This is a genomic window from Haloplanus vescus (genome assembly GCF_900107665.1).
Lineage (GTDB): Archaea > Halobacteriota > Halobacteria > Halobacteriales > Haloferacaceae > Haloplanus > Haloplanus vescus.
Map to the genome: position 1 here is coordinate 515,005 of NZ_FNQT01000001.1, position 22,572 is coordinate 537,576.

Genomic DNA, 22,572 nt, shown 5'->3' on the forward strand with positions numbered 1-22,572 from the left:
CGAAACGATGAGTCCGGACCCAGACACGATTCACGTTCTCCACGTCGACGACGACCCCGATTTCGTGGACCTCGCCGCCGTCTTTCTCGAGCGCGCGAATTCACGGTTCGACGTCGAGACGGCGACGACGGTCGAGGACGGACTCCGACGAGTCGAAGACGACGATATCGACTGTGTCGTCTCTGACTACGACCTCCCCGGACGGAGTGGCATCGAATTTCTCGAAGCGGTTCGGACGACTGCCCCCGAACTCCCCTTCATCCTCTATACGGGCAAGGGGAGCGAGGAAGTCGCGAGCGACGCCATCTCGGCGGGCGTGACCGACTACCTCCAGAAAGAGCGGGGTACCGACCAGTACACCGTGCTGGCGAATCGAATCACCAACGCCGTCGAGCATCACCGCTCGCAACAGGTGGTCGAGCGGAGCGAACGGCGACTGCGCGAGGTCATCGACGCCCTCCCACACCTCCTGCACGTCGTCGACGAGGACGGCACCTACCACGTCGCCAACGAGGCGCTCGCGGAGTTCCACGGGACGACGGTCGACACCATCGAAGGGAGCAACGTCGCGGACATCCTCCCCGAAGCGCAGGCCGCCAAGTTCCAGCACCACCTCGACAGAGTCCTCGCCACCGGCGAGACGATACACATCCAACAGGTGCGACTCGAAGCGGCCAACGGCGACCAACACGTCTTCGAACCGCGCCTGTTACCCTACAACCTCGCCGACACGGGCGAGCGTGCAGTGCTGGGCATCGCCGTCGACGTGACCGAGCGCGAACGACGGGAGAGCGAACTGCAACGGGCCTACGAGCGCGTGGAGTTCGCGCTCGAACGGACGGACGCACTCATCTTCGACGTCGACCTCGACACCGGTTCGGTGGTGCGTCACGGCGCGTACGAGCGGTTCTTCAACCACGACCCGACCGAGACGCCGACGTGGCAAGACCACTGTGAGCGCGCCGTCCACCCCGAGGACCGCGAAGCGTTCCGCCAGTTCCATCGCGAACTCATCGACGGCGAGCGAACCAGCGGCGAAATCGAGTATCGGACCGACCCCGAGGACGGCGAGGTGCGGTGGATACGAGCGTACGCACACGTCAAATCGGACGGCGAGGCGGAGTCGCGGCACGCCCTCGGTATCTCTCGCGATATCACCGACCAGAAGGAGCGAGAGCGCGAACTTCGCGAGAAAGAGCGTCGCTATCGAGCGGTGTTCAACGACCCGAACATCCTGGTCGGCCTCCTCGATACGGACGGGACGTTCCTCGACATCAACGAGATGGCGATGGGGTACGTCGACACGACGGTCGACGCAGTCCGTGGCACGCCGCTCTGGGAGACGCCGTGGTTCGAGCAGTCGCCAGCGGTCGAGGCGGAACTCCGGGACTGGGTCGAGCGAGCCGCGAGCGGGGAGTACGTCGAGTTCGAGACCGACCTCGTCAAGCCCTCCGGCGACTCCTACACTCTCGAGGGCGTCATCAGGCCGGTCAGGGACGACGCGGGCGACGTCGTCTCGTTGCTCATCTCCGACCGCGACGTGACGGAGCGCCGCGCTTACCACCGCGAGTTAGAGCAAGCGCGCGACCTGCTCGTTCAAACCGAACGCATCGCCGATGTGGGTGGCTGGGAGATGGATACGGAGACCAAGGAGGTGTTCTGGACCGACCACCTCTTCGAACTGCTCGGTGTCGACCCCGAGGCGGAGCTGGTCCTCGACGAGGCCCTCAACTACTACCACGAGGACGACCGGCCGATAATCGAGCGCGCCATCGAGGACACTCTCGAGACGGGGACCAGCTTCGACGTTAGCGCGCGCTTTCGCCGACCGGACGGCGAGGTTCGGTGGCTCCGCGTGCAGGGCACGCCGGTCGTCGAGGACGGCGACGTCGTGACGCTCCGTGGCGCCGTCCAAGACATCACCCAACGGGTCGAGCGCGAGCGCAGCCTCGAACAGGCGCGGGCGGAGTACGAAGAGCTGTTCGACGGCATGAACGACAGCGCGTGGGTCATCAGCACCGACGCGGAGTTTCTCGCCGTCAACGACGCCGCCGTCGAGACGACCGGCTACGAGCGCGAGGAGTTGCTCTCGATGCGACCCCACGACATCGATGCCGGCCTCGACGACGACGAACTCAGCGCACTCATCGAGAACATGCCCGCCGACGGCTCACAGGTGTTCGAGACGGTCCAGCGGACCAAGGACGGCGACCACATCCCGGTCGAAATCAGTTCCAGCCTCATCACGTATCACGGCGAGACGGCCATCCTGAGCATCGCCCGCGACATCTCGAACCGCAAGCGTCGCGAGAGCCGCCTCGCGGAGTTCGCGTACGTCGCCAGCCACGACCTCCGCAGTCCGCTCAACGTCGCCGAAGGGCATCTCGAACTCGCCCGTGAAGCGTACGACTCCCCCCATCTCGACAGCGTCGCCAGCGCGCACGACCGGATGGAGACGCTCATCGACGACCTCCTGACGCTGGCACAGGAGGGCAAAGACCTCGACGACCTGGAGGAGGTCGACCTCGCGTCGCTCGTCGAAACGTGTTGGGAGAGCGTGCCGACCGAGGACGCGATCCTCGATATCGACGTGACGCGGTCCCTGCGCGCCGACCGCAGCCGACTGCGGCAACTCCTCGAAAACCTCGTCCGAAACGCCGTCGAACACGGCGGCCGGGACGTGACCATCACCGTCGGCCAACTCGACGGCGGCTTCTACGTCGAGGACGACGGCACAGGCATCGCCGCCGCCGACACCGAGGCGGTGTTCGACACGGGCTACTCGTCCGACGAGGAGGGCACCGGCTTCGGACTGAGCATCGTCGAGCAAGTCGTCGACGCCCACGAGTGGGAGGTCCGCGTCACCACGAGTGCGACCGGCGGCGCCCGCTTCGAAATCACGGGCATCGAGTGGGTCGACGAGTAGCGGCCAGTCCGACGCCGACCCGAGGGCAGATACGTCTCGACGGCGAACGACTCGCATGAGCGACGCCGGTCACGAGACCAACGGCTATCGACGCCTGTTCGACCAGTCTGACCTCTCGTTCGGACTCGGACTACCACTCACGGGCGTGCGGGAGTCGACCCCCGACATCGAGACGGAGATGCGCCTCGCCGAGCACGCCGAATCACTCGACTTCGACGGCCTCTGGGTGCGCGACGTGCCGACATACTGGCCGAGTTTCGGCGACGCCGGCGGCGCGTTCGACACGTGGCCGCTCCTCTCCTATCTGGCCGCCCGGACCGACGAGGTCGCCCTCGGCACGTCGAGTGTCGTCCTCCCGCTTCGGCACCCGATTCACGTCGCGAAATCCGCCGCGAGCGTCGACCGCCTCTCGGACGGGCGCCTCGTCCTCGGCGTCGCCTCGGGCGACCGCGACCCGGAGTATCCCGCGTTCGGCGTCGACCCCGACGAGCGAGGCGAGATGGTCCGCGAACACGTCGCCGCGCTCCGGACGCTCTGGAGCGAGGAGTATCCGACGCTCGACGGCTCGTGGGGCGAACTCGACGGCCAACTGGACGTGTTGCCCAAGCCGACGACCGACACCCTGCCCCTCCTGCCGACGGGCCACGCCCGCCAGAGCATCGAGTGGATTGCCGACAACGGCGACGGCTGGATGTTCTATCACCTGCCCGAGGATACGCTCCAGACCTACATCGACCGCTGGCGACGACTCGCGGGCGACAAGCCGTTCGTCATCGCCGTCCGCGTCGGCCTCACCGACGACCCGACGGCCGACCCCGAACCACTCCACCTCGGCTATCGCGCCGGCGTCGAGTGGTTCCGGTCCTATTTCCGGCGCCTGGAGGACTACGGCTTGGACCACGTCATCGTCAGCCTGCAAGGAGAGGAGCACGAAGCGTCGATGTCGAAGTTCGCGAGGGAGGTTATGGAGGAGGTTTGAGTCAGGACGTCGTCGTGGCTCTCTGACTGGAAGGTACAGATCAGCTCCCGATTCGGACCATCGTCCTTCCTAGGAAACACTGAGGTCTGCTCTCGGACTAATGGTTGGTTTGGGTCGGTGGTGTGCTGAATATAACTGAGAATTCAATCCCGAGTTATCCTATCGGTACAATAACAAACGATACTCTCCTACTCGGGAGTAATGAGTCAGTGTCCGGAATGCGGAAAGGAGGAAGAATTTGAGACGAATGTCAAGTGCAAAGGCTGCTACTACACCTATCGCTACGACGACCGAGCTGATTACGATCCCGAAGATTACGCTTTCACAGTCAAGTTCCGGTGTATGAACTGTGGCCGAGAGTTCAAGCACGGATTCGGGAAGGGTGACGAAGTCCGCCCGAAGAATTCTACGAAGCGTAACTTCCAGCTCGACGAGGTGAACGGGAATCCTTATATTGCAGACGTCGACGGTGCTCGGTGTCAAATTCAGTGCCCGACCTGTGATGTAGATCATTCGCTCACTGTGGTCGAGCGGACGCCGGTTCGGGAAGGATAATCTACACCGAATCACCGATCAAACCGGATTTTCGAAGGTCTCTCTATCCTACTCGTCGGTGGTTGTCCGAGTAGATCCACCCATAGATTATAACGACTCTAATCCTCATGTCGAAATAATGCGACTCAAGCAACAGATCCTGGAAGACATCGTATCTCGTTTTGTTGAAGCAGGTGTAACTGACCGGCACGTCAATCAAGAATACTCCCTCTACACCAACGTCTACAGAATAGACGATGAAGATCCAAACCTTCAGACGCTGTTCGACTTGGCGATCCAGAATCGAGCCCAACCCCTCTCGACCGAAGATTATCGGACTCTATCCAGTCAATTCGAATTAGACGAATTCCTCGACTACGACACGCGATCGGAAGCGTTCGATGACCTAATTGAGATAGAAAATATCGGCCCAAAGATCGTTGACGAGTTTCTTCGGAAGACAGTCCACGTCTTCGGCGTCAAATCCGAATGGGAATCGGATCTCTGCGTCCCATTAGATACGAATGTAGTACAAGGACTGGTCAAGACTGGCGCCATCGACCTGGAGGACGAAGATTGGGAGACAGACCTCAGTAGCAACTACCAGAACGTCGTCAACACAGACCCAACGGCGAATCCCAGAAAGAAAATCGGATATTCCGAGCTCCAAGACGGATTTGAGAAAGCAGCCTCAGAGTACGACCTCCCGCGAATTGTGTTCGACGAGCTCTGGTTAGAGCACTCCCGATTCATCTCCAATCCGCTGCTGCAGTCGGAAAGCACCCTGTCGGATATGATTCTCTCCAAGTTCCAGATAGGAGGGTAGGATACTCAGGGATACTTTCCTCACATTCGGCCTCGATCTATATTGCATTCGTCACGATAGGGACCTGGTCTGAGAGCCAGCCCTAATCCATGCAGAGAGGAATTCAGTGCGCGGGACCGGATTTGAACCGGCGGATCCCTACGGAACAGCGTCCTAAGCGCTGCGCCTTTTCCTGGCTTGGCTACCCGCGCGCAGTTCGCCGTCTCGTGGAGACGGACAAATGAGTATCGCTCCGGGGACGATTTAAATACCTCGATAGCGTCGATGCAGGTATGTACCGAGCGCGCGACCGAGTCGACAACGAGGAGTGGATCGGTCGACTGACTCGCGCGGCGGACGGCCTCGATCTCGGGAGCGACGCCCGGTCGAACGCCGTCGACCTGTTTCTCTCGAACGTGCCGGACGAGGAGCGCTCGAAACCCGCCGTCGCGGCGGCGAGTCTCTACGCCGGCGCGCTCATCGCGGGCGAGGAGCGGTCACAGGGCGCCGTCGCGTCCGCGATGGACGTGACGCGACTGAGCGTCCAGAATCGGTGGAAGCCGCTGCTAGAGGAGTCGGGGTTCCGGCCGCCAGAGTGGTAGCTACTCGGTGTCGGCGGGCTGTTCGACCAGATTGCCGTGGCGGTCGATTTCGCCGCGGGCGATTCGCGTCGAGGAGATGCGCTCGCCGTCCTCGGCGGGGACGTGGTCGACCACCTCGACCTGGAGCGGGTCGACACCGTGGTCCTCGCGAATCTCGTTGATGCGCTCGGCGCCGGCGCGTGTCTCGGGAGAGACGACGATGGCGTCGAACTGCGGTTCGGTCGCGATGCCCGTCGGTTCGTCGAGGCGCCGGATGTCGTAGTCGCGGTCGTGGGCGTCAGCGAGCGATTCGAGTTCGGCCGCCAGCGCCGCCCGCCGTTCCTCAAAGGAGCGAACGCGCCGCGGTTCGTGTCGCGTCTCGGGGGCGAGGTCGTCACTCGTCAGTCCGACGGTCACGTCGCCGAGTTCGAACGCCCGTTCGAAGAGCGCCCGATGTCCGTCGTGAACTGGGTCGAACGTTCCCCCAAGCGCGACCTGCATATCCGTGCCCACGAATCGGCGCGACTTAAACGGGTCGCTCGGCGAAGCGAGACGGCCGCGTCACTCGGTGTCTTTCTCGTCCTCTTCGACGGTGATGCGAACGGGGTCGGGGGCGTCCGCGTCGTCTTCCGTGTCGCTGAGTTTCTGATCGAGGTTGAACACGGTGTTCAACTGCGCTTGGACCTGTCCGACGACGCCCCGGACGAGCGAACTCGGCGCGATGGCATCGTACTCGTAGGGGTTGTTGCCGGCGCCCGCGCTCTCGCGCTTGTGCCGGTCGACGGTGTCCTCCTCGTGGAGTTGGGCGAGGGCTTCCCGGACCGTACTGGGGTAGAGGCCGGTGCCCTCGGCCACCTCGTCGCTGGTCGATGCTGGATGCTGTCTGAGGTAGACGTAGATGCGGGCGCGCGTCTCCGTGTCGAGCACCCACGCAAGCAGGTCGACGACTCCCTCGTCGAACTCCGTGACTGCGCGGTCGGCCTCGGCTTCGAGTCGCTCTCGCGCCGACACGTCCTCCTCCTCGTCGATGTCGAGTTCGTCGGCCCCGTTCTGATCAGACATGTGTTCTCTCCAGTAGGTCAGAACCCGCCGGATAAAAGACTTTCCGGGCTACTGGGAGAGCAGGAGCGACTCGCGGAGCGCCTCGCTCCCCGCCGACTCGTGCAGGGTGCGCTGGCTCTCGGCCCCGCTGGGTGCCTCGAAGAGGTCACGGAGGCCGTCGATTCCGAGGCGGTCACACTCGCGGTCGACGACTGTCGCGAGCGAGACGGTGTCCTCGCCCGACCGCGTCACGAACTCGGCGTCGTGACCGTAGCGCATCGCCCGCCACTTGTTCTCATCGAGGAACTCGCGACGGAGGCGCGACGGCGACTCACCGTCCTCGTATCGCTCGGCCAAGTCCATCACGAGGGCGTGGACGTACTCCACGATGGCGAGGACGCGTTCCGGGTCGCGCTGGGCGTCCGGCGTCCGCACCTCGACGGTTCCGTGTCCGGTGTGGGGGCGGACGTCGTACCACAGTTCGCCACGGTCGTTGATCGAGCCAGTCTCGACCATGCGGCGCTCGAAGCGCTGATAGGCGTCGAAGTCCTCGAACGAGGTCGGAATGCCGGTGTTGGGGAGGTTCTCGAAGATTTTCGCGCGAGCGGAGGCGAGGCCGGTGTCGAACCCGTTCCAGAACGGCGAGTTCGCGGAGAGCGCGAGTATGACGGGCAGATACCAGCGCAGGCGGTTGGCGACCCAGGTGGCCTTGTCCGCGTCGTCGACGCCGACGTGGACGTGCAGGCCGGCGGTCGTGTTCCGGTGCTGGGGGTACTGAATCCGGTCGAGCTGCGCGCGATACCGGGGCTTGGTGGCGTGATCGAGTTCTCGCCACTTCGCCGTCGGATGCAGACCCGCGGCGGCGACCTGATAGCCGTGGTCCGTGGCGTGGTCGACAAGCGCCTCCCGAACCCGGCCGAGTTCGGCGGCGGCGTCCGCCGGCCGTTCGATGAGGGGAGTCTGTGTCTCGATGGTGAACTGGAAGAGTTCGTGGTCGAGGCGGTCGACCAGCGGTTCGGGTGGCTCGCTCCCGTAGATCAGGTCGTCGATACCGGCGGTCGGCTGCCCCGTCTCGTCGACGACGTAGAACTCCTCTTCGATGCCGAGCGTGCCCATCCGCGCGAACGCGTCACGGGAGCCGAGGTCCATCGGAATTTCGTTTGGGACCGCCGACTAAATAAGTCGCGGACCGGCGCTGTCGGGGGCACGAGCGGAATGTCCGAAGATTGGTAGATAGCGGTCGTCGACGGTGCTCGCTCACGGGGGCGCTCGCTGTATCAGCGGTCGGTGACGTTCCCGGGTCGGGTGGCGTCGTCACCGCGAGTGGCCGGTCGCACAGACCGATTTTTCGAGCGCGGGACGCCCTGTCGACCAAATATAGGCTCGCTGAGAAGTATCGTGACCCTTCTCGACAGACATATAAGTATCGAGATATAAATGTCGCGCCACGATGCACGACCTGACCGGCTTTCAGCGAGACCTCCTGTACGTCATCGCTGGCCTCGATGAACCTCACGGGCTAGCCATCAAGGAGGAACTCGAGAACTACTACGAGAGCGAGATTCACCACGGCCGCCTGTATCCGAACCTCGATACGCTCGTCGAGAAAGGGCTCATCGACAAGGGACAGCGCGACCGGCGCACCAACTACTATACGATGACACGTCGCGGCCGGCGCGAACTCGAAGCGCGTCGCCAGTGGGAGAACCAGTACGTTTCGGACCTCATCGAAGAAGCGACGCTGGCCTGAGTAGGAAAAGTGCCGCGTCCCGGGACAGGGGGGGAAAGCCCGGTCAGCAGGGTGCCTCTGACGCGGCACCTCCCTTAGACGCTCCGAACGTATCAACGCTCCGCGGATGTGTGCCGTCGCCACTCAGCCGTTCTCCGACTCGTCGAGGATACGCGTCGCCGCCCGACGTGCCGCCACGACGTGGTCGGTCGCACGCTCGTTGCCGGTCGTCTCTATCCCGTCGAGTAGCGACGCCACCTTCTGGACTCGTTCCACGACGACTTCTCGAGGTAGGTCGGCGTCGGCCACGTCGGCGGCGATAGCGGCCGCCTCCCCGAGTCGCACGCTCGCGGCCGGCCGGACCGGCAGCTCCGCCGTCGCGTCGAGGTGGTCGTGGAGTTCGCGCACGTCCGCGTCCGTCATCCGACCGTCCACGTCTCCTCGTGCCACGCGGCGTCCCAGAAGCGATACTCGTAGCGTGCGGACGTGCGGAATCGGTCGCGGTAGCGCTCGCGGTCCGCCGCCGTGGCGTCCGCGGCCACCGCGTCCATCAGGTCCTTGCACCACGCCGTAAGTTCGGAGAACTCCTCGCCCGCATAGGTCCGAATCCACTCGGCGTAGCGCTCGTCGTCCGGCATCCCGTCCGCTTCGAGACGAAGCGCCGTCTCGTTGAAGCCCCACATGCAGGGCAAGAGCGCGGCGACGAGGTCACCGAAGGTGCCAGTCGCGGCCGTCCGCACGAGGAAGTCGGTGTAGGCCTGCGTCGTCGGCGACGGGTCGGTGGCTTCGAGGTCAGCCTCGCTGATACCGAACTCCGCGGCGTACGCCCGGTGGAGGTCCATCTCCGTGTTGATAGTCTCGTGCAGGAGTTCGGCGAAGGTACCCATCTGGTCCAGGGTGGGGGCGGCGGCGGCGCCGTGAGCGAACACGCGCGAGTAGTCGATCAAGTAGACGTAGTCCTGCCGGACCCAATACTCGAAGGGGTCGGTGTCGAGCGTGCCGTCCCCGAGTCGGGAGACCATCGGGTGGGCGACGATATCGTCCCAGAGGTCGTCCGCGAGCGGTCGAAGGTCGTCGGTGAAGGCCATACAGTCAGCCAGACGGCCCAAGACAAGAATCTTTGCCGGGTTGTATCAGTCGGTTGTTCGGGGACGGGCAACGACCGCGAGGTGGTCGTCGTGGTAACGGTCCAGTCGCGCCGTCTCCAGCACCTCGTAGGCGTCACGGAGCGTGGCGAGTACGTCCTCGAACACGTCGTCCGGGTCGGCGGTCACGTCCTCGCTCCGGGCCTTGATGGCGGCGAGGAGGCGGCCGTCGTCGTGGAGGAACTGTCGGTTGCGCGCGGCGACGCGGGCCTGCCCGCGCGTCGCCACGTCCTGCACGACGGCGTCGAGGCCGGATTCGACGACGTGGGCGTACGTCTCCGGCTTTCGCGCGTCTTTCAGGAGCGGGAAGAGGTTGGGTCGGTCCTCGGCCACCTCAACGAGGTCACGGGTCGGACGGGGCGCGAACTCGACGGCGTACGTCGGCCCGGCGAAGTCGGCGACGTGGCTGACGGTGGTGCCGCTGGCGGCGCCGAGATAGAGGACGCCGTCGTCGCCGTCCAGCTCCACGTCCATATCGAGTTCGAGCATCGCACCGAGTTTCGACCGACCGGCGTCCCACAGTCGCCACGGGCCGTCGGTCGGTTCGCCGTACACCGGCTGGCCGCGGGTGGCGAGACGTTCGTGTCCGTCGAAGGTCCGGCGCTCAACGCCGTCGGGGAGGCTCACGAGTCGGCCCTCGCGCGGATGGTCGCGATGCGGTCGTCGAGCTCCTCGTGCAAGTCGGGCCGGATGTCGCCGGCGTAGTGGTCGATGCGCGCGGCGATGGAGAGCTTGCCCGCCAGCGCTCGCGCCGCGGACCCGCGGTCCTCGGAGCGCGTGTGGCGGACGTAGTCGTGCGTGTAGATGACGCCGTGTTTCGGCGAGGGCGCGCGCCCGGAGAGGTGAGCGAAGAGGGCGTCCTCGGCGCCGAGCACCTGCACCGTCCCCGACGGCTTCTTCGCGAGGTCACCGAGGCCGCCGGCGAGCGCTATCAGGCGAGCGGCGAGCACCGGGCCAGCCATCCGACTCAGGTTGGGAGCGACTGCCGGCGCCGTCCGCTCGACGAACGCCCGGCAGTCCTCGGCCTCATCGGCGAGGTCCGCGACTCGCTGGGCGAGCGAGACGGCGCGGCGTTCGGCGTCCGTCTCGGGGTCGCGTGCCGCCACCTCGCGCGCGCCGTCGACGCCCGTGTCGACGTCCTCGAACAGCGCGCCCGCCCACTCGGCGACGCGCTCGGCGAGTTCGTTCGCCGTCCGCTCGGCGTCGTCCATGCTCCGGACGGCGTGGACGAGTTGCTGGTCGTCCGCGCGTTCGCGCGCCTGCACCGCGGCCCGAGTCGCGTCGACGGTGGCCTCGTGGAGCCGGTCGTAGTAGTCGCCTTCGTCGGCGGCGAAGCCGGCGTCAACGGCGCGGGCGGGCCAGTCGGCCGGCCCGTCGGCCGAGCCGTTCTCAATGGCGTCGCGGACGTCGTCGCCGACGAACCACCCCGCGTCCGTCGAGGGTCGTGAAGTCATGGATGGCCCTACGCGGAGCCAGTAGTACAGGGTTTGGGTTTGGCCCGGCGTCGTCGGTGACGAGTCGCGGGATTCGAAAGTCGTGGTAACGTTTAACACACTAGACCCCATATCGACAGTCGATGTCGGAACGGTCGTCGTTCGAATGTGTGTACTGCCAGCAACGTGTGAGTCCAGCGGCATACCGCGCCGCGTGCCCGGACTGCGGGGGAACGCTCCGCCAGCGCCGGGTACAGTAACCGGACGTGGCACCGACGACCGGGACGGACCCGACGGCCATCGTCGCCGTCGCGGTGACGGCCGACGACGTCGTGACGGCGCTCGAAGCCACTCGACGCGGCGGTCGGCGGACCGTCCTCAGAGTCACGCCACCTTTCTCCGGGCGGATGCGGGCGCGCCTCCATCGCCCGCGTGACGGCGACGAGACGGATGCACTCCACCTCGACCCGACGGAACTCGTCGCCCAGCCACCGCCGTATCCGGACCCCGACGCGACGGCGGACCGACTGCGAGAGCGTGGTGCGTACTCCACCGAACGCCACCACGCCCGCCACGCCGAGGCCGTCCGAGAGTGGCGCGCGGCCGTCCGCGACGCCATCGTCGACGCCGTGACCATCGACACCGAGAGCGGGCCGCACCGAATCGAAGTCACACGCCTCGGTTGAGCCACCACAACGTATATATGCATCTCGGCACGGCCAGCGCATACGCGGCTGTTCCCCGAATCTTGCGTTTTCGACCGTGATAGACCCGAGGGCGGCGGTTTCCGTATCGGAATATTTATAAACTATGTTCGCGTACTTATAGTAAGGACGCTCCCCCGTTCGTCTCTGTTCTTCTCTCACGGAGGGAGTGCCTCGAGAGATACAATGAGCGACACCACAACTTATCACACGGACGCCGGCGAGCGAGAACAGGAACGGACGGAGACAGAGGAAGCCGAGACGACACCCGCGTGCCCCGAGTGCTCGGGCAGTCTCGTCACCGACGAGGAACACGGCGAGACGGTATGTGCCGACTGTGGCCTCGTAGTCGAGGAAGACGAAATCGACCACGGGCCCGAGTGGCGCGCCTTCGACTCCAGCGAACGCGACTCGAAATCCCGTGTCGGTGCCCCGACGACCCAGATGATGCACGACAAGGGCCTGTCGACGAACATCGGCTGGCAGAACCGAGACGCCTACGGCAAGACGCTGTCGTCCAACCAGCGCGAGAAGATGCAGCGCCTGCGAACGTGGAACGAGCGCTTCCGCACCCGAAACTCGAAAGAGCGCAACCTGAAGCAGGCACTCGGCGAAATCGACCGCATGGCCTCCGCGCTCGGCCTCCCCGAGAACGTCCGCGAGACGGCCAGCGTCATCTACCGCCGCGCGCTCTCCGAGGACCTGCTCCCCGGCCGCTCCATCGAAGGCGTCGCCACCGCGGCGCTCTACGCCGCAGCCCGACAGGCGGGGACGCCCCGCTCGCTCGACGAAATCGCCACCGTCTCTCGCGTCGAGAAGATGGAGCTTACCCGGACGTACCGCTACGTCGTCCGCGAGCTCAAGCTCGAAATCCAGCCGGCAGACCCCGAGCAGTACGTCCCCCGCTTTGCCTCCGAACTCGACCTCTCCGAGGAAGTGAGCCGACAGGCGCGTGACCTGCTCAGCGCGTCGCGTGACCGCGGCGTCCACAGCGGCAAGAGTCCGGTCGGCCTCGCCGCCGCCGCCGTCTACGCCGCCGCCCTCCTCACCAACGAGACGGTGACTCAGAGCGAGGTAAGCGAAGTCGCCAACATCAGCGAAGTGACCATCCGCAACCGCTACAAGGAACTCCTCGAAGCGAAGGGCGCGGCCGACGCCTAGTCCGGGTTACTGGAACCCGCGGTCGACCCCGTCGCTCTCGATGAGGTCGTCTAATTCTGCCGACAACAGGTCGTCGGCGTCCGCGAACGTCTCCGAGAGCGCATCGAGGTCCTCCGACCGGTCCGAGAGGTCGAACTCCATCGGCCCGTAGGCAGGGCTGTCGATGGCGTCCATCACGTCCCGGAACAGGTCGTCGGGCGACGTTGGCGCCTCGGCGTGAACTTTGATCGTCTCCTCCAGTCGCCGCGCCGTCGATTTCGCCTCGTCTTCGTCTTCCGGCGCCGACTGGACCGCGAAACGCTGGGAGAGGTCCTCCGTCGGGAGGTAGGGGTCGATGTCGTCGTCGATGCGACGGGCGACGCGCGCTCCGACGCCGCGCACGTCGTAGGGGTTCTTCGCGTAGGTCTTGAGATGGTAGACGCCGACGCCGGGGTGGCCGAGATAGAGGTCTTCGCCGACACCGTCGCGCCGCTGGCCGGCGATAGCACGCCACCCGTCGGGGTCGACGCTCTCGTCGGTCACGTCGTCGAGAATGTCCTGCCAATCTCTGACCCGCATAGCTCGGCGTACCGCCGCGATCCAAGTGAGTCTGACGATCACCCGGATGGCCTACCTTCATACTCCGCGGGGCGCAAGCCCCGACAATGCCCGAAATCGAGATCACGCCCGAACAACAGGAACGGCTGCGCGCCCTCCAGGAGGAAATCGCGCGCGACGTGGTCGGGAAGTACGGCCACGTCCGGCCGCGGGACGCCGTCGAATATCTACTCGACCGCTACGAATCCGACGACGAGACGCCAGCGCCGGACGCGAGCGACGCCGCGACGGACGAGAAAGAGGTGACGGCGTCGGCCGAGAGCGACGGGGAACTCGACGCGGATGCAGCGGCCGACAGCGCGACGGCCCGCGTCGTCGACGAGGACGCTACCGACGGCGACGCCAGCGATGGCGACTCCGGCGGCGACGACGCCATGCTCGACGAGATGATGAGCCTGCTGGACACGCACGACGACAAGTGGGGCGAATCGGACGGTGACGAGCGCTACTCCGTCGAACTCCCCGACGGCGACACCGAGCAGGTCCGGACCAAAGACGACGTGAAGGCCCTCCTGTTCAAACACTACCGATGACCGGACTGCTCGACCGACTGCGGGCGTGGCTCGGCGGTGGGAGCAACGACGAGGCGGACGACGCCGAGGCAGCGACCGACGAATCGAACTCCCGGGTCGTCCACCGCGACGACCGTCCTCTGGAGACGCCACAGCAAATCGAATCGCCGGACCCGCCGGTCCCGAGTGCCGAAGAGACGACGCCGGCGAATCGCCCCGACACCGAGACGGAAGCTCCGCCCACGTCCGGGTCGGTGTCGATTCCCGACGCCGAGTCGATGGCACGCGACGAGCCAGCCGCCGGTGCGGGCGCGAGCGACGACTCAGGCGAGGACGAATCGACGGCCGACGACGCGGAGCCAGCGGCGGAAACGGCGGAGGCGACGCCATCGGAATCTACGGATTCAGCGCCGAGTGACGATACGGGCGACAACGCAGGCGACGAAGACGCCGCCTTCGCGTGCTCCGTCTGCGGGACAGCAGTCGACGACCCCGAGAGCCCCTGTCCGCTCTGTCGCTCGACGGACGTGGTGCCGCGTGGCGACGCGCCGACGGGGGATGGCGGCGCGTCACAGGAGGGACGAACGGCCGTGTCGGCGGCCGACGACGAGGCGGTCGACCGCCTCCGCGACGTGCAGCCGGGGGACGAGGAGTAGCCAGCGCAGGGTTTTTCGCTCCCGACCCCCCACCGATTGGCGTGAATCTTCGCGGGACGATTCTGGACGTGGGCGAGGTTCGCGCCGTCTCGACGCAGTACGGCGAGCGCGACTTGGTGGAGGTGCGCCTCCGCCCGGACGAGGCGGCAGACGCCGTCACCGTGACGCTCTGGGGAAAGTGGACGCACACGGCCGAGCACGCCGAACCGGAGATGGATCTGCTCGTGACCGAGGCCGAGCCCAACGAGTTCCAAGGAGAGGAGGGCTACGCCACCAGCGGCGACTCCTTCGTCGTCCTCGAACCCGACTTCCTCGTCGACGTGACCGACGTGCGCTCGTGGGTGCAGTGCCCGCGGATGTACTACCTGAACAAGCTCTCGGGGGTGCCGTTGGCGTATCCGGTGGTCAAGGGGACTATCGTCCACGAGGTGTTCGGCGACCTCTTGCGGGGCCGTGACCTCGACGACGCCGTCGCCGACCACGTCGAAGCGGCGGGGCTGGAACTCGGCTTGCTGGGCCGGGAAGCCGAGGAGGTCCGGGACGAGGTGCGGCGAAACGCGGCCGCCATCGAGGGGTGGTTGGCACAGGACACCCTCACCGGCGAGGACGAGTGGCGCTCGGAGTACACGCTCATCAGTCCGACGTTCGGAATCAAAGGCCGGGCCGACGCGCTCCGACAGGGCGACCCCGTCGAACTCAAGACAGGGAAGAACACGAACCGCGACCCGCGCTTCCACGACAAGATTCAGGCGGCGTCCTACGCCCTCCTCCTCAGTGAATCGGGCGAGCCACCGAACACCGGGACGCTCCTCTACACGAAGAACGCCGCCCTCGACCGGAGCGAGGCAAGCGGCGACCTCTCGCCGGCCAAGGAGTTCTCCATCGGCCGCGGCCTGCTGGAGTTCGTCGTCCGCACGCGCAACGAAATCGCGGCGACGGAGTTCGACCGCCGCGTGCCGACGGGCTACGAGGCGGACGCCAACTGCGAGTGGTGTTTCGAGCAAGACACCTGCATGGTCGTCTCCGGCCGCCTTGACCAAGAGTCGAAGGCCGGCCAAATCGGCACCCCGCTTCCAGCGGACGAACGCGACTACTTCGACGACATCTACCGCGCCGTCGAGAACGAACGCCAGTCGGTCCACGACGAGTACCGAAAGCTGTGGGAACAGAGCGCGGCAGAACGCGCCGACGCCGACCGGGCGCTGATAAACCTCGACCCGCGCTCGCGCCAGCAGTTGCCCGACGGCGACTGGGAACTCCGGGCGGCCGTCCCTGACGGCGCAGTGTCGAAGCTCCGCGAGGGCGACGTGGCGCTGGCGAGCGACGGCGACCCCATCAGCGGCGACGCCGAACTCGGGCGCATCGAATCGCTCGGCGACGAGGCGGTGGTCCGAACGGACGAACCGCTCGATTTGCGACGCCTCGACGTCTACCCCTCCGAGCTCTCCGTCTCCCGGCAGCTCACCGCGCTGCACGACGCGCTGTTGAAAGGCGACGACGACCGCAAGGACGTCCTCTTCGGCCGCCGCGACCCCGAGTTCGACGCGGTGTCGGAGACGTTCATCGACAACAACGACGCGCAAAACGAGGCAGTCCAGCGCGCCGTGGGCGCTCGCGACTTCTCGCTCGTCCACGGCCCGCCGGGGACGGGCAAGACCTACACCATCGCCCGTCTCGTCCGAGCGCTCGTCACCCGAGGCGAGCGAGTCCTCCTCTCCGCCTTCACGAACCGCGCCGTCGACAACGCGCTCGACGCCCTCCGCGACCAGGGTTTCGACGATGTGGCGCGCGTGGGGACGCTCACGGGCGTCCGCGAGGACATGTTGGACGTGCGCCTCGACCGGCGGGGAGAGCCGAACGAGCGCGCGGCGGCGCTCCGGTCGGCCCCTGTCGTCGCCGCCACCACCGCCACCTGTGGGTCGCGGGTGCTCCGCGAAGCAGAGTTCGACGTGGCTGTCGTCGACGAGGCGTCGCAGTTGACGGAACCGGGGACGCTCGCGGCCATCAACCTCGCCGACCGGTTCGTCCTCGTCGGCGACCACGAACAGCTCCCACCGGTCGTCCAGTCGGGCGACGAACGCCTCGCGCGCTCGCTGTTCGAGCGACTGCACGACGAACATCCGGAGGCGGCGGTCATGCTCGACCGCCAGTACCGCATGAGCCAGCGCATCCAGGCCTTCGCCTCGCGGGAGTTCTACGACGGCGCGCTCCGCCCCGCGACCCCCGAAGTGGCGGGCGGAACGCTCGCCGACCTGCCCGGCGTCGACGGCGCGACGCTCCCCGACCACCTCCGTCGAGGCGTGCGCTTCGTCGACCCCGACGGCCAGCGGACGGGCAACGCCAACCCAGTCGAGGCCGACCGCGTGGCCGAAATCGTCCAAGAGTATCTCGACGCTGGCGTCGACCCCGACGACGTGGTCGTCATCGCACCGTTCCGCGCGCAGGTGGCAGAACTCTCCCGGCGGGTGGACGTGGCCGTCGACACCGTCGACCGCTTCCAAGGGTCGAGCGCCGAGGTGGTCGTCGTCTCCTTCGTCGCCACGGGCGACTTGGACGGCCCCATCTTCGAGGACACCCGACGCGTGAACGTCGCGCTCACCCGCGCGAAGAAGGCGCTCGTCCTCGTCGGCGACGCCGACGCCCTCGAATCCGAACCGTTCTACGCCCGGATGCTCGACTGGGCGCGGCGCTGACCGCTCTCTGACGGCGGTTGGAACGCCAGAACCGTCAGCGCTCGCCCAATTCGTCGAGGACGCGTGCGTGGAGCGTCTGGGACGCGTCCCCCTCTTCGGCGAGGACGGTGTCGCTCGCGGCGAGCGTCGCCAGTCCGAATGCGCGGGGCGTCGGCGTCTCGACCGTCTGCTCGACGAGTTCGATGTCGCCGTCCCGAATCTGTCGGACCACCGCCTCAACCCCCTCCGCGTGGAGTTTGTCCACCACTAGTTCGCGGTCCGTCTCCTCAACGACGGCGAAGTCCTCTAGGTCGTCGACGAAGGGCAGGAGCGTCTCGCTCTCGACTTGCTGGCGGGCGGCCGACTTCTCTCGACCCTTGTAGTGTTTCAGGATGAGGAGCGAGCGCGCGGCGTTGATGCGGAAGTAGCGCTGCCGGAGGTCGGTGCCCCGGAGCGCCGCCCGAAGGTCGGCCCGCACGTCGTCCGGGTCGAGGCCACGGAGGAGGCCGGGCACGTCCAGACGGCGATTGAGCGGCAGGGAGAGGGCGAAGCCGTTGTCGGCGACGGCGACGGTGACCTCCGCGTTCGCTTCGCTCGCGCAGGCGGCGACGAGCAGTCGCGACAAGCCGTCGTTGACCCGTCGTCCGTAGAGAGTGTGGACGTAGTAGCGACGGCGTGACGCCTCCCGGTCGCGCACCTCCTCGATAGCGATGCGCTCGGGCGTCGAGACGCTCTCGGGGCCGGCGAAGGCGACCTGCTGGTCGTAGAGGCGCGTCAGCGCCCGCACCGCCCGCTCTGAAAGCGAGGACTCGCGGAGCCACACCCGGAGCGCGGGCGCGCCGTCGGCGTCGAGGCGGGCGACCACGTCCCGCTGGAAGACGAGGATTTCGCGGGCGAGGTCGTAAGAGAGGGGGAGGCGTTCGGAGTACCACGAGGGGACGGTCGGGCGCTGGCTCGTCCGGTCGACGTACACCTTCGACCCCCGGCGGTAGCGGAAGACGAAGCGGTCGCCGCCGATGACGAACACGTCGCCCGGGTCGAGCGTGTCGAGGTAGCTCTCGTCGAGTTCGCCGACCCACGCCTCGTCGTCCCGGAGGAACACGTCACAGGAGAAGGAGTCGGGGATGGTGCCGACGTTCGTCAGGTAGATGGGGCGGGCGAGTCGCCCTCGCTTGCCGATCAGCCGCTCGCCCACGTCGAACTCGGGATGGTGGTGCTCGCCGTCCGGCGGGTCGTTCGCGTCTCGCCACACCTTCGGGTAGACGTTGCGCTCGGCCAACCCCTCGTAGTCGGCGGTGAGATAGCGAAACAGCGTCTCGAACTGGTCGTCCGAGAAGTCCCGGTAGGGGTAGGCCCGGCGGAGCGTGGCGCGCACCTCGGCCTCGGGGCGGACGCCATTGATGGCCATCCCGTAGACGTGCTGTGCGGCCACGTCGTAGGCGTTCTCGGGGACGAACACGCGGTCGACGAACCCGGATTCGGCCGTGCGGACCATCACCGCCCCCTCGACTAGGTCGTCGCGGTCCAGCGCGATGACGCGTCCCTCGACAACCTCGCCAACCTGGTGACCCGCCCGCCCGACTCGCTGGAGGAGCGCCGCGACGGATTTGGGCGACCCCACCTGCACCACGAGGTCGACGTGTGGCATGTCGACGCCGAGTTCGAGGCTGGTCGAGGTGGTGACCACGTCGAAATCGCCGCGCTTGAGGCCCGCTTCGACCGCCTGCCGACGGTCGGCGGACAGGCTCCCGTGGTGGCAAGCGGAGTTCGTGTCGTCGTAGTCGAAGCGCTCGCGGAGCGCCTGAAGCGTCCGCTCGGCGCCGGAGCGCGTGTTCGTGAACACCAGCGTGTTCGTGTGCGTCTCGACCAACTCGCCCAGTCGGTCGTAGAAACGGTCGCGGACCGTCTCGGTGGCCGTCCCGACCAAGTCGTCGACGGGGCACTCCACCCGCAGGTCGAACTCACGGGCGAAGCGGGCGTCGACGACTTCGCAGTCGCGCGGGTCGCCGCCCTCGCGCCCGACGAGAAACTTCGCTATCGTCTCGATGGGTTCGACCGTCGCCGAACAGCCGATTCGGGTCGGCGAGCCGTTCGCGAGCGCCTCCAATCGCTCCAGCGACACCGAGAGGTGCGTGCCGCGCTTGCTCGCGGCGAGGGCGTGAATCTCGTCGACGACGACGTACTCGACGGTCCGCAACTTCTCGCGGAACTTCGGGGAGTTGAGCAGGATGGCGAGCGTCTCGGGCGTCGTGTTGAGGATATGCGGCGTCTCGGCGAGCATCTGCCGCCGCGTGGCGTCGTCGGTATCGCCGTGGCGGGTGGCGTGGCGCACCTCCGTCGACTCGCCGCGCTCCGCCAGTCGCTCCCGAATCCCGTCGAGTGGTTCGCTCAGATTCCGGTCGACGTCGTTAGCGAGTGCCTTCAGCGGCGACACGTAGAGACAGTACACCGAGTTATCCAGTCCGTCGGTACGCTCCCGACGGAACAGCTCGTTGATGATGGCGGTGAAGGCGGCGAGGGTCTTCCCGCTCCCGGTCGGCGCGCAGACGAGGGCGTTTCTCCCCGCGTGGACGTGCGGAATCGCTTCGCGCTGTGGCGGCGTGAAGAACCCGTCGTTCTCGGGGACGAAGGCGCCGAACTGGTCGACCCACCACTCGCGGACGGCCGGGTCGAGCGTCGAGAGCACGTCGGTGTCGACCGCTCGCCCGGGGTCGACGCCCGCGGGCACGTCGATATCTGCCAGCGGGTCGTCTGCGTGAGGCCCCTCGTCCATCGACTGAGTCTTGTCGCGGACGGGCAAGTGGGTTGTGTCCGGGTATAGAAGTATTGTATTTCAGGTAGTTAAGTAGAAATATATGATACCGTATACTAAGGCCGTCTGAGGATATATAATATTCATTCCATTATATCAGAATTTTATTCTAAGTTTGTTTGTATATGGTTTTTATTGGACAATATATGGCATATAGAGCAAAAGTAAACACATCATGCTCAATCAGAGACTCAGCGTCGACAATAACTAAGGAATATATGACTACTCTAATTCTGATATGTCTGGTTCTGCGGTAGTCATCACCGCGATTAGGTTCGGCTGTGTGTCGAGGTTCGGGAGCACTCGTCGAGACAGGCGCGCAGCCGTCGTGAGCGATACAGGCTCGAGCCACCGAATAAAATAACAACAGTACTGCTGTTATTATCTGTCTGTTGAGCGCGATGACGGCCGGTTCGTGCGGTGGCCACGGAAATAGCAGTCGCTCTGTTTGATATGAGAAAACACAGAGAGAGTGGCATCGTTCGGCGAGACACCGCTACTCGTCGCGCTGTCGGTCGCAATCCTCGACAGCAACCGAGACGAAACCGACGCTGGCGACAGTTGGCGTTCGCATATGGCAAATCTCGGGCGACAGCCTGTGGTCTGACACAGTCTCCGAGCGGTGGTCGCTGCGCGACGCACCGATGCGACACACGACGCAACGAATCGGTTGCTGTACACGACAGGAACCGTGCCGGACGTGTGGGGCGGTAGCCACGTCGTCGACGACGAGACGTACGGACTGCTCGCATCGTGGTCAGACTAGTGCGCGAGTCTAGCGGGCCGAAGACCCAGTACTCAGGACTCCGTCTCCGTGGTAGGACTCGACGAGTAGAACTCCGAGAGAAAACGGTCCGACGGCGCCCGAATGGGTCGTCGCGAATTCAGTCTGCCGAGGGTGCGCCCGAGTCGTGCAGGTAGTTCGCCGTCTGCTCGTCGAGGTCGAACTTCCGTAGCACCACGTAGGCCACGAAGCCCACGGGGAGACCTATCATCCACGAGAGGTCCGTCATCACGAGGCTCGCCGCCGAACCGATGAGGACGCTCGCCACGGCGGTGACCGAGATGCCCTTGATGAACCAGAACTTCGAGTCACGACTCTTGTCGTACAGTGAGCTGATGGACGTCTCCTCCGCTCGGAAGAGCCAGTAGTCGGCCAACAGCACGCCGAGCACCGGCCCGAGCGGGATGGAGTAGGTGTTGATGAACAGGAAGTAGATTTCGCCGCCCGAGAACAACACCCAGGGGAACGAGGCGACGGATAGAATCCCCGTGATGACGAGGCCGCGTTCCCAGGACACGTCGAGGGCGTCCTGCAGGACGTGCACCGGCGGGACGATGTTGAGCGTGAGGTTCGACGAAATCTGGGCGGCCAGCACGAATATCAGCATCGCGACGCCGATGAGGGGGTTCGGTGCGACCTCCATAATCGCGTAGACGGGGTTGGCCGTGTCCGTCGAGATGCCGAAGATGAGGCCGACCAGCGCCATATACATCATCGCTGGCGCGATGCCGAGCATATGGCCCCAGATGTGGTTACCCAAGCCGCGTTTCTTCTCCAAGTGACGGCTGATGTCGGCCGCGTTGAGTGCGCCGGTGAGCGCAGTCCCGACGTGAGCGGCGACGATGGTGAAAAACGGCAGTCCCCACGTCCCCGAGAAGGAAACCGACTCCGTTGCCAGCCCTTGCGTCGAAACGATTACGTACACCGTGTAGGCGAGGAGCACGATAATCACGCCGGCCGCCAGCGAGTCGAACCACTTGATCGACGTGATGCCACCCCACGCGAGGCCGATGTTCAGTATCGTGAACACGACGAAGTACGTCGGAACGTGGCCGAATCCCCACAGCGTCGTGGTGATACTGTTGATAGCCAGCGCCCCGATCCAGTTCCCGATGCCCAGCCAGCCGATGGCCGGAACGACGCGAATGACGTTCGGGATGATGGAACCGCGAATCCCGAACGCGGCGCGGGACTGAGTGACGAACGGAATCCCCTTCTTGTACCCCCACATCCCGTTGACCACGAAGAAGATGGCCGACGTCGTGGCGCCGATGGCCATCGCGACCGCCGCCTGAAAGAGGTTGAGCGGTCCCTGCGGATGCACGGCGAAAAACGCCGTCGCGAACCCCTGGACGATGATGAACGACGCCCACCAGACGGGCACGTAGTGGGAGAGACTCATCGAGCGTTGGTCGTCTGCAATCGGTTCTAGCCCTTCTGCACTTGTCTCTGTCATAGCTGGTCTTCCATGTTACGCTACCGCACGCACAGCGTCGTATTG

The 22,572-nt window shown here is 65.6% G+C and carries 22 protein-coding genes and 1 tRNA gene; 12 read left to right on the forward strand and 11 right to left on the reverse strand.

From position 1 onward, the window contains the following. The first annotated feature begins 7 nt into the window (after positions 1–7). The 4 genes from BLU18_RS02770 to BLU18_RS02780 all read left to right on the forward strand — a co-directional run bounded on the left by BLU18_RS02770 (position 8) and on the right by BLU18_RS02780 (position 5,265). Positions 8–2,926 carry a PAS domain S-box protein gene (locus BLU18_RS02770; protein ID WP_176791167.1) on the forward strand — a complete coding sequence of 973 codons (2,919 nt, stop codon included), beginning with the start codon at positions 8–10 and terminating at the stop codon, positions 2,924–2,926. A gap of 55 nt (positions 2,927–2,981) precedes the next feature. After that, entirely contained in the window at positions 2,982–3,905 is a 924-nt protein-coding gene (locus tag BLU18_RS02775; RefSeq protein ID WP_092631128.1) for an LLM class oxidoreductase, read from the forward strand. A 201-nt stretch (positions 3,906–4,106) separates the two neighbouring features. Further along, entirely contained in the window at positions 4,107–4,460 is a 354-nt protein-coding gene (locus BLU18_RS14475; protein WP_143025217.1) for a hypothetical protein, read from the forward strand. Between the two features lie 118 nt (positions 4,461–4,578). Next, positions 4,579–5,265, forward strand: a complete 687-nt coding sequence (locus BLU18_RS02780) for a hypothetical protein (protein ID WP_092631131.1) — start codon at positions 4,579–4,581, stop codon at positions 5,263–5,265. A gap of 107 nt (positions 5,266–5,372) precedes the next feature. On the opposite strand, the gene BLU18_RS02785 is transcribed toward BLU18_RS02780, so the two are convergent. Beyond that, positions 5,373–5,456, reverse strand: a tRNA-Leu gene (locus BLU18_RS02785). Positions 5,457–5,537: 81 nt separating this feature from the next. Here BLU18_RS02785 and BLU18_RS02790 point away from each other — a divergent pair. After that, positions 5,538–5,846, forward strand: coding sequence for a cyclin (locus BLU18_RS02790; protein ID WP_092631134.1), 309 nt, complete (start codon positions 5,538–5,540; stop codon positions 5,844–5,846). Here BLU18_RS02790 and BLU18_RS02795 read toward each other — a convergent pair whose 3' ends face one another. The 3 genes from BLU18_RS02795 to BLU18_RS02805 are packed head-to-tail and all read right to left on the reverse strand — an operon-like array spanning position 5,847 to position 8,015. Then, entirely contained in the window at positions 5,847–6,326 is a 480-nt protein-coding gene (locus BLU18_RS02795; RefSeq protein WP_092631137.1) for a phosphopantetheine adenylyltransferase, read from the reverse strand. It abuts the gene before it with no gap. Positions 6,327–6,386: 60 nt separating this feature from the next. Beyond that, complete coding sequence (locus BLU18_RS02800) at positions 6,387–6,887, reverse strand: helix-turn-helix domain-containing protein (protein WP_092631140.1); 501 nt, start codon at positions 6,885–6,887, stop codon at positions 6,387–6,389. Between the two features lie 48 nt (positions 6,888–6,935). Continuing rightward, entirely contained in the window at positions 6,936–8,015 is a 1,080-nt protein-coding gene (locus tag BLU18_RS02805; protein WP_092631143.1) for a glutamate--cysteine ligase, read from the reverse strand. A 301-nt stretch (positions 8,016–8,316) separates the two neighbouring features. Here BLU18_RS02805 and BLU18_RS02810 point away from each other — a divergent pair, with 301 nt between their 5' ends. Next, on the forward strand, positions 8,317–8,616 hold the full coding sequence (locus BLU18_RS02810; protein WP_092631146.1) for a PadR family transcriptional regulator: 300 nt from the start codon (positions 8,317–8,319) through the stop codon (positions 8,614–8,616). 123 nt (positions 8,617–8,739) lie between these two features. Here BLU18_RS02810 and BLU18_RS02815 read toward each other — a convergent pair whose 3' ends face one another. Genes BLU18_RS02815 through BLU18_RS02830 form a run of 4 tightly spaced genes read right to left on the reverse strand, consistent with a single transcriptional unit; the run spans position 8,740 to position 11,194 of the window. Continuing rightward, positions 8,740–9,045 (reverse strand): DUF8152 family protein, encoded by a 306-nt coding sequence (locus tag BLU18_RS02815; protein WP_245697857.1) that lies wholly within the window; start codon positions 9,043–9,045, stop codon positions 8,740–8,742. After that, positions 9,015–9,683 (reverse strand): thiaminase II, encoded by a 669-nt coding sequence (tenA, locus tag BLU18_RS02820; RefSeq protein WP_092631150.1) that lies wholly within the window; start codon positions 9,681–9,683, stop codon positions 9,015–9,017. Before tenA ends, BLU18_RS02815 begins: the two co-directional genes overlap by 31 nt. 45 nt (positions 9,684–9,728) lie before the next feature. Further along, entirely contained in the window at positions 9,729–10,367 is a 639-nt protein-coding gene (locus BLU18_RS02825; RefSeq protein WP_092631153.1) for a fibrillarin-like rRNA/tRNA 2'-O-methyltransferase, read from the reverse strand. Next, complete coding sequence (locus tag BLU18_RS02830) at positions 10,364–11,194, reverse strand: NOP5/NOP56 family protein (RefSeq protein WP_092631157.1); 831 nt, start codon at positions 11,192–11,194, stop codon at positions 10,364–10,366. The genes BLU18_RS02825 and BLU18_RS02830 overlap by 4 nt, the downstream gene beginning before the upstream one ends. A 122-nt stretch (positions 11,195–11,316) precedes the next feature. Between BLU18_RS02830 and BLU18_RS15250 the strand changes: the two genes are divergently transcribed. The 3 genes from BLU18_RS15250 (at position 11,317) to BLU18_RS02840 (ending at position 13,038) form a co-directional block, all read left to right on the forward strand. Next, a complete protein-coding gene (locus tag BLU18_RS15250; RefSeq protein WP_143025218.1) occupies positions 11,317–11,433 on the forward strand; it encodes a rubrerythrin-like domain-containing protein in 117 nt (38 codons plus the stop codon). 6 nt (positions 11,434–11,439) lie between these two features. Continuing rightward, positions 11,440–11,859 carry a DUF8009 family protein gene (locus BLU18_RS02835; protein ID WP_092631160.1) on the forward strand — a complete coding sequence of 140 codons (420 nt, stop codon included), beginning with the start codon at positions 11,440–11,442 and terminating at the stop codon, positions 11,857–11,859. 204 nt (positions 11,860–12,063) lie between these two features. After that, on the forward strand, positions 12,064–13,038 hold the full coding sequence (locus tag BLU18_RS02840; protein ID WP_092631165.1) for a transcription initiation factor IIB: 975 nt from the start codon (positions 12,064–12,066) through the stop codon (positions 13,036–13,038). A 6-nt stretch (positions 13,039–13,044) separates the two neighbouring features. Here BLU18_RS02840 and BLU18_RS02845 read toward each other — a convergent pair whose 3' ends face one another. Further along, entirely contained in the window at positions 13,045–13,596 is a 552-nt protein-coding gene (locus BLU18_RS02845; RefSeq protein ID WP_092631169.1) for a hypothetical protein, read from the reverse strand. 86 nt (positions 13,597–13,682) lie between these two features. Between BLU18_RS02845 and BLU18_RS02850 the strand changes: the two genes are divergently transcribed. Genes BLU18_RS02850 through BLU18_RS02860 form a run of 3 tightly spaced genes read left to right on the forward strand, consistent with a single transcriptional unit; the run spans position 13,683 to position 17,496 of the window. Further along, on the forward strand, positions 13,683–14,168 hold the full coding sequence (locus BLU18_RS02850; RefSeq protein WP_092631172.1) for a hypothetical protein: 486 nt from the start codon (positions 13,683–13,685) through the stop codon (positions 14,166–14,168). Continuing rightward, positions 14,165–14,803 carry a hypothetical protein gene (locus BLU18_RS02855; protein ID WP_092631176.1) on the forward strand — a complete coding sequence of 213 codons (639 nt, stop codon included), beginning with the start codon at positions 14,165–14,167 and terminating at the stop codon, positions 14,801–14,803. The genes BLU18_RS02850 and BLU18_RS02855 overlap by 4 nt, the downstream gene beginning before the upstream one ends. 41 nt (positions 14,804–14,844) lie before the next feature. Next, positions 14,845–17,496 (forward strand): AAA domain-containing protein, encoded by a 2,652-nt coding sequence (locus BLU18_RS02860; RefSeq protein WP_092631180.1) that lies wholly within the window; start codon positions 14,845–14,847, stop codon positions 17,494–17,496. 34 nt (positions 17,497–17,530) lie between these two features. Here BLU18_RS02860 and BLU18_RS02865 read toward each other — a convergent pair whose 3' ends face one another. Next, positions 17,531–20,248: an ATP-dependent helicase gene (locus tag BLU18_RS02865; protein WP_092631183.1), complete on the reverse strand. Its 2,718-nt coding sequence runs from the start codon at positions 20,246–20,248 to the stop codon at positions 17,531–17,533. A gap of 923 nt (positions 20,249–21,171) precedes the next feature. Continuing rightward, positions 21,172–22,527 (reverse strand): cytosine permease, encoded by a 1,356-nt coding sequence (locus BLU18_RS02870; RefSeq protein ID WP_092631186.1) that lies wholly within the window; start codon positions 22,525–22,527, stop codon positions 21,172–21,174. Between the last annotated feature and the right edge of the window lie 45 nt (positions 22,528–22,572).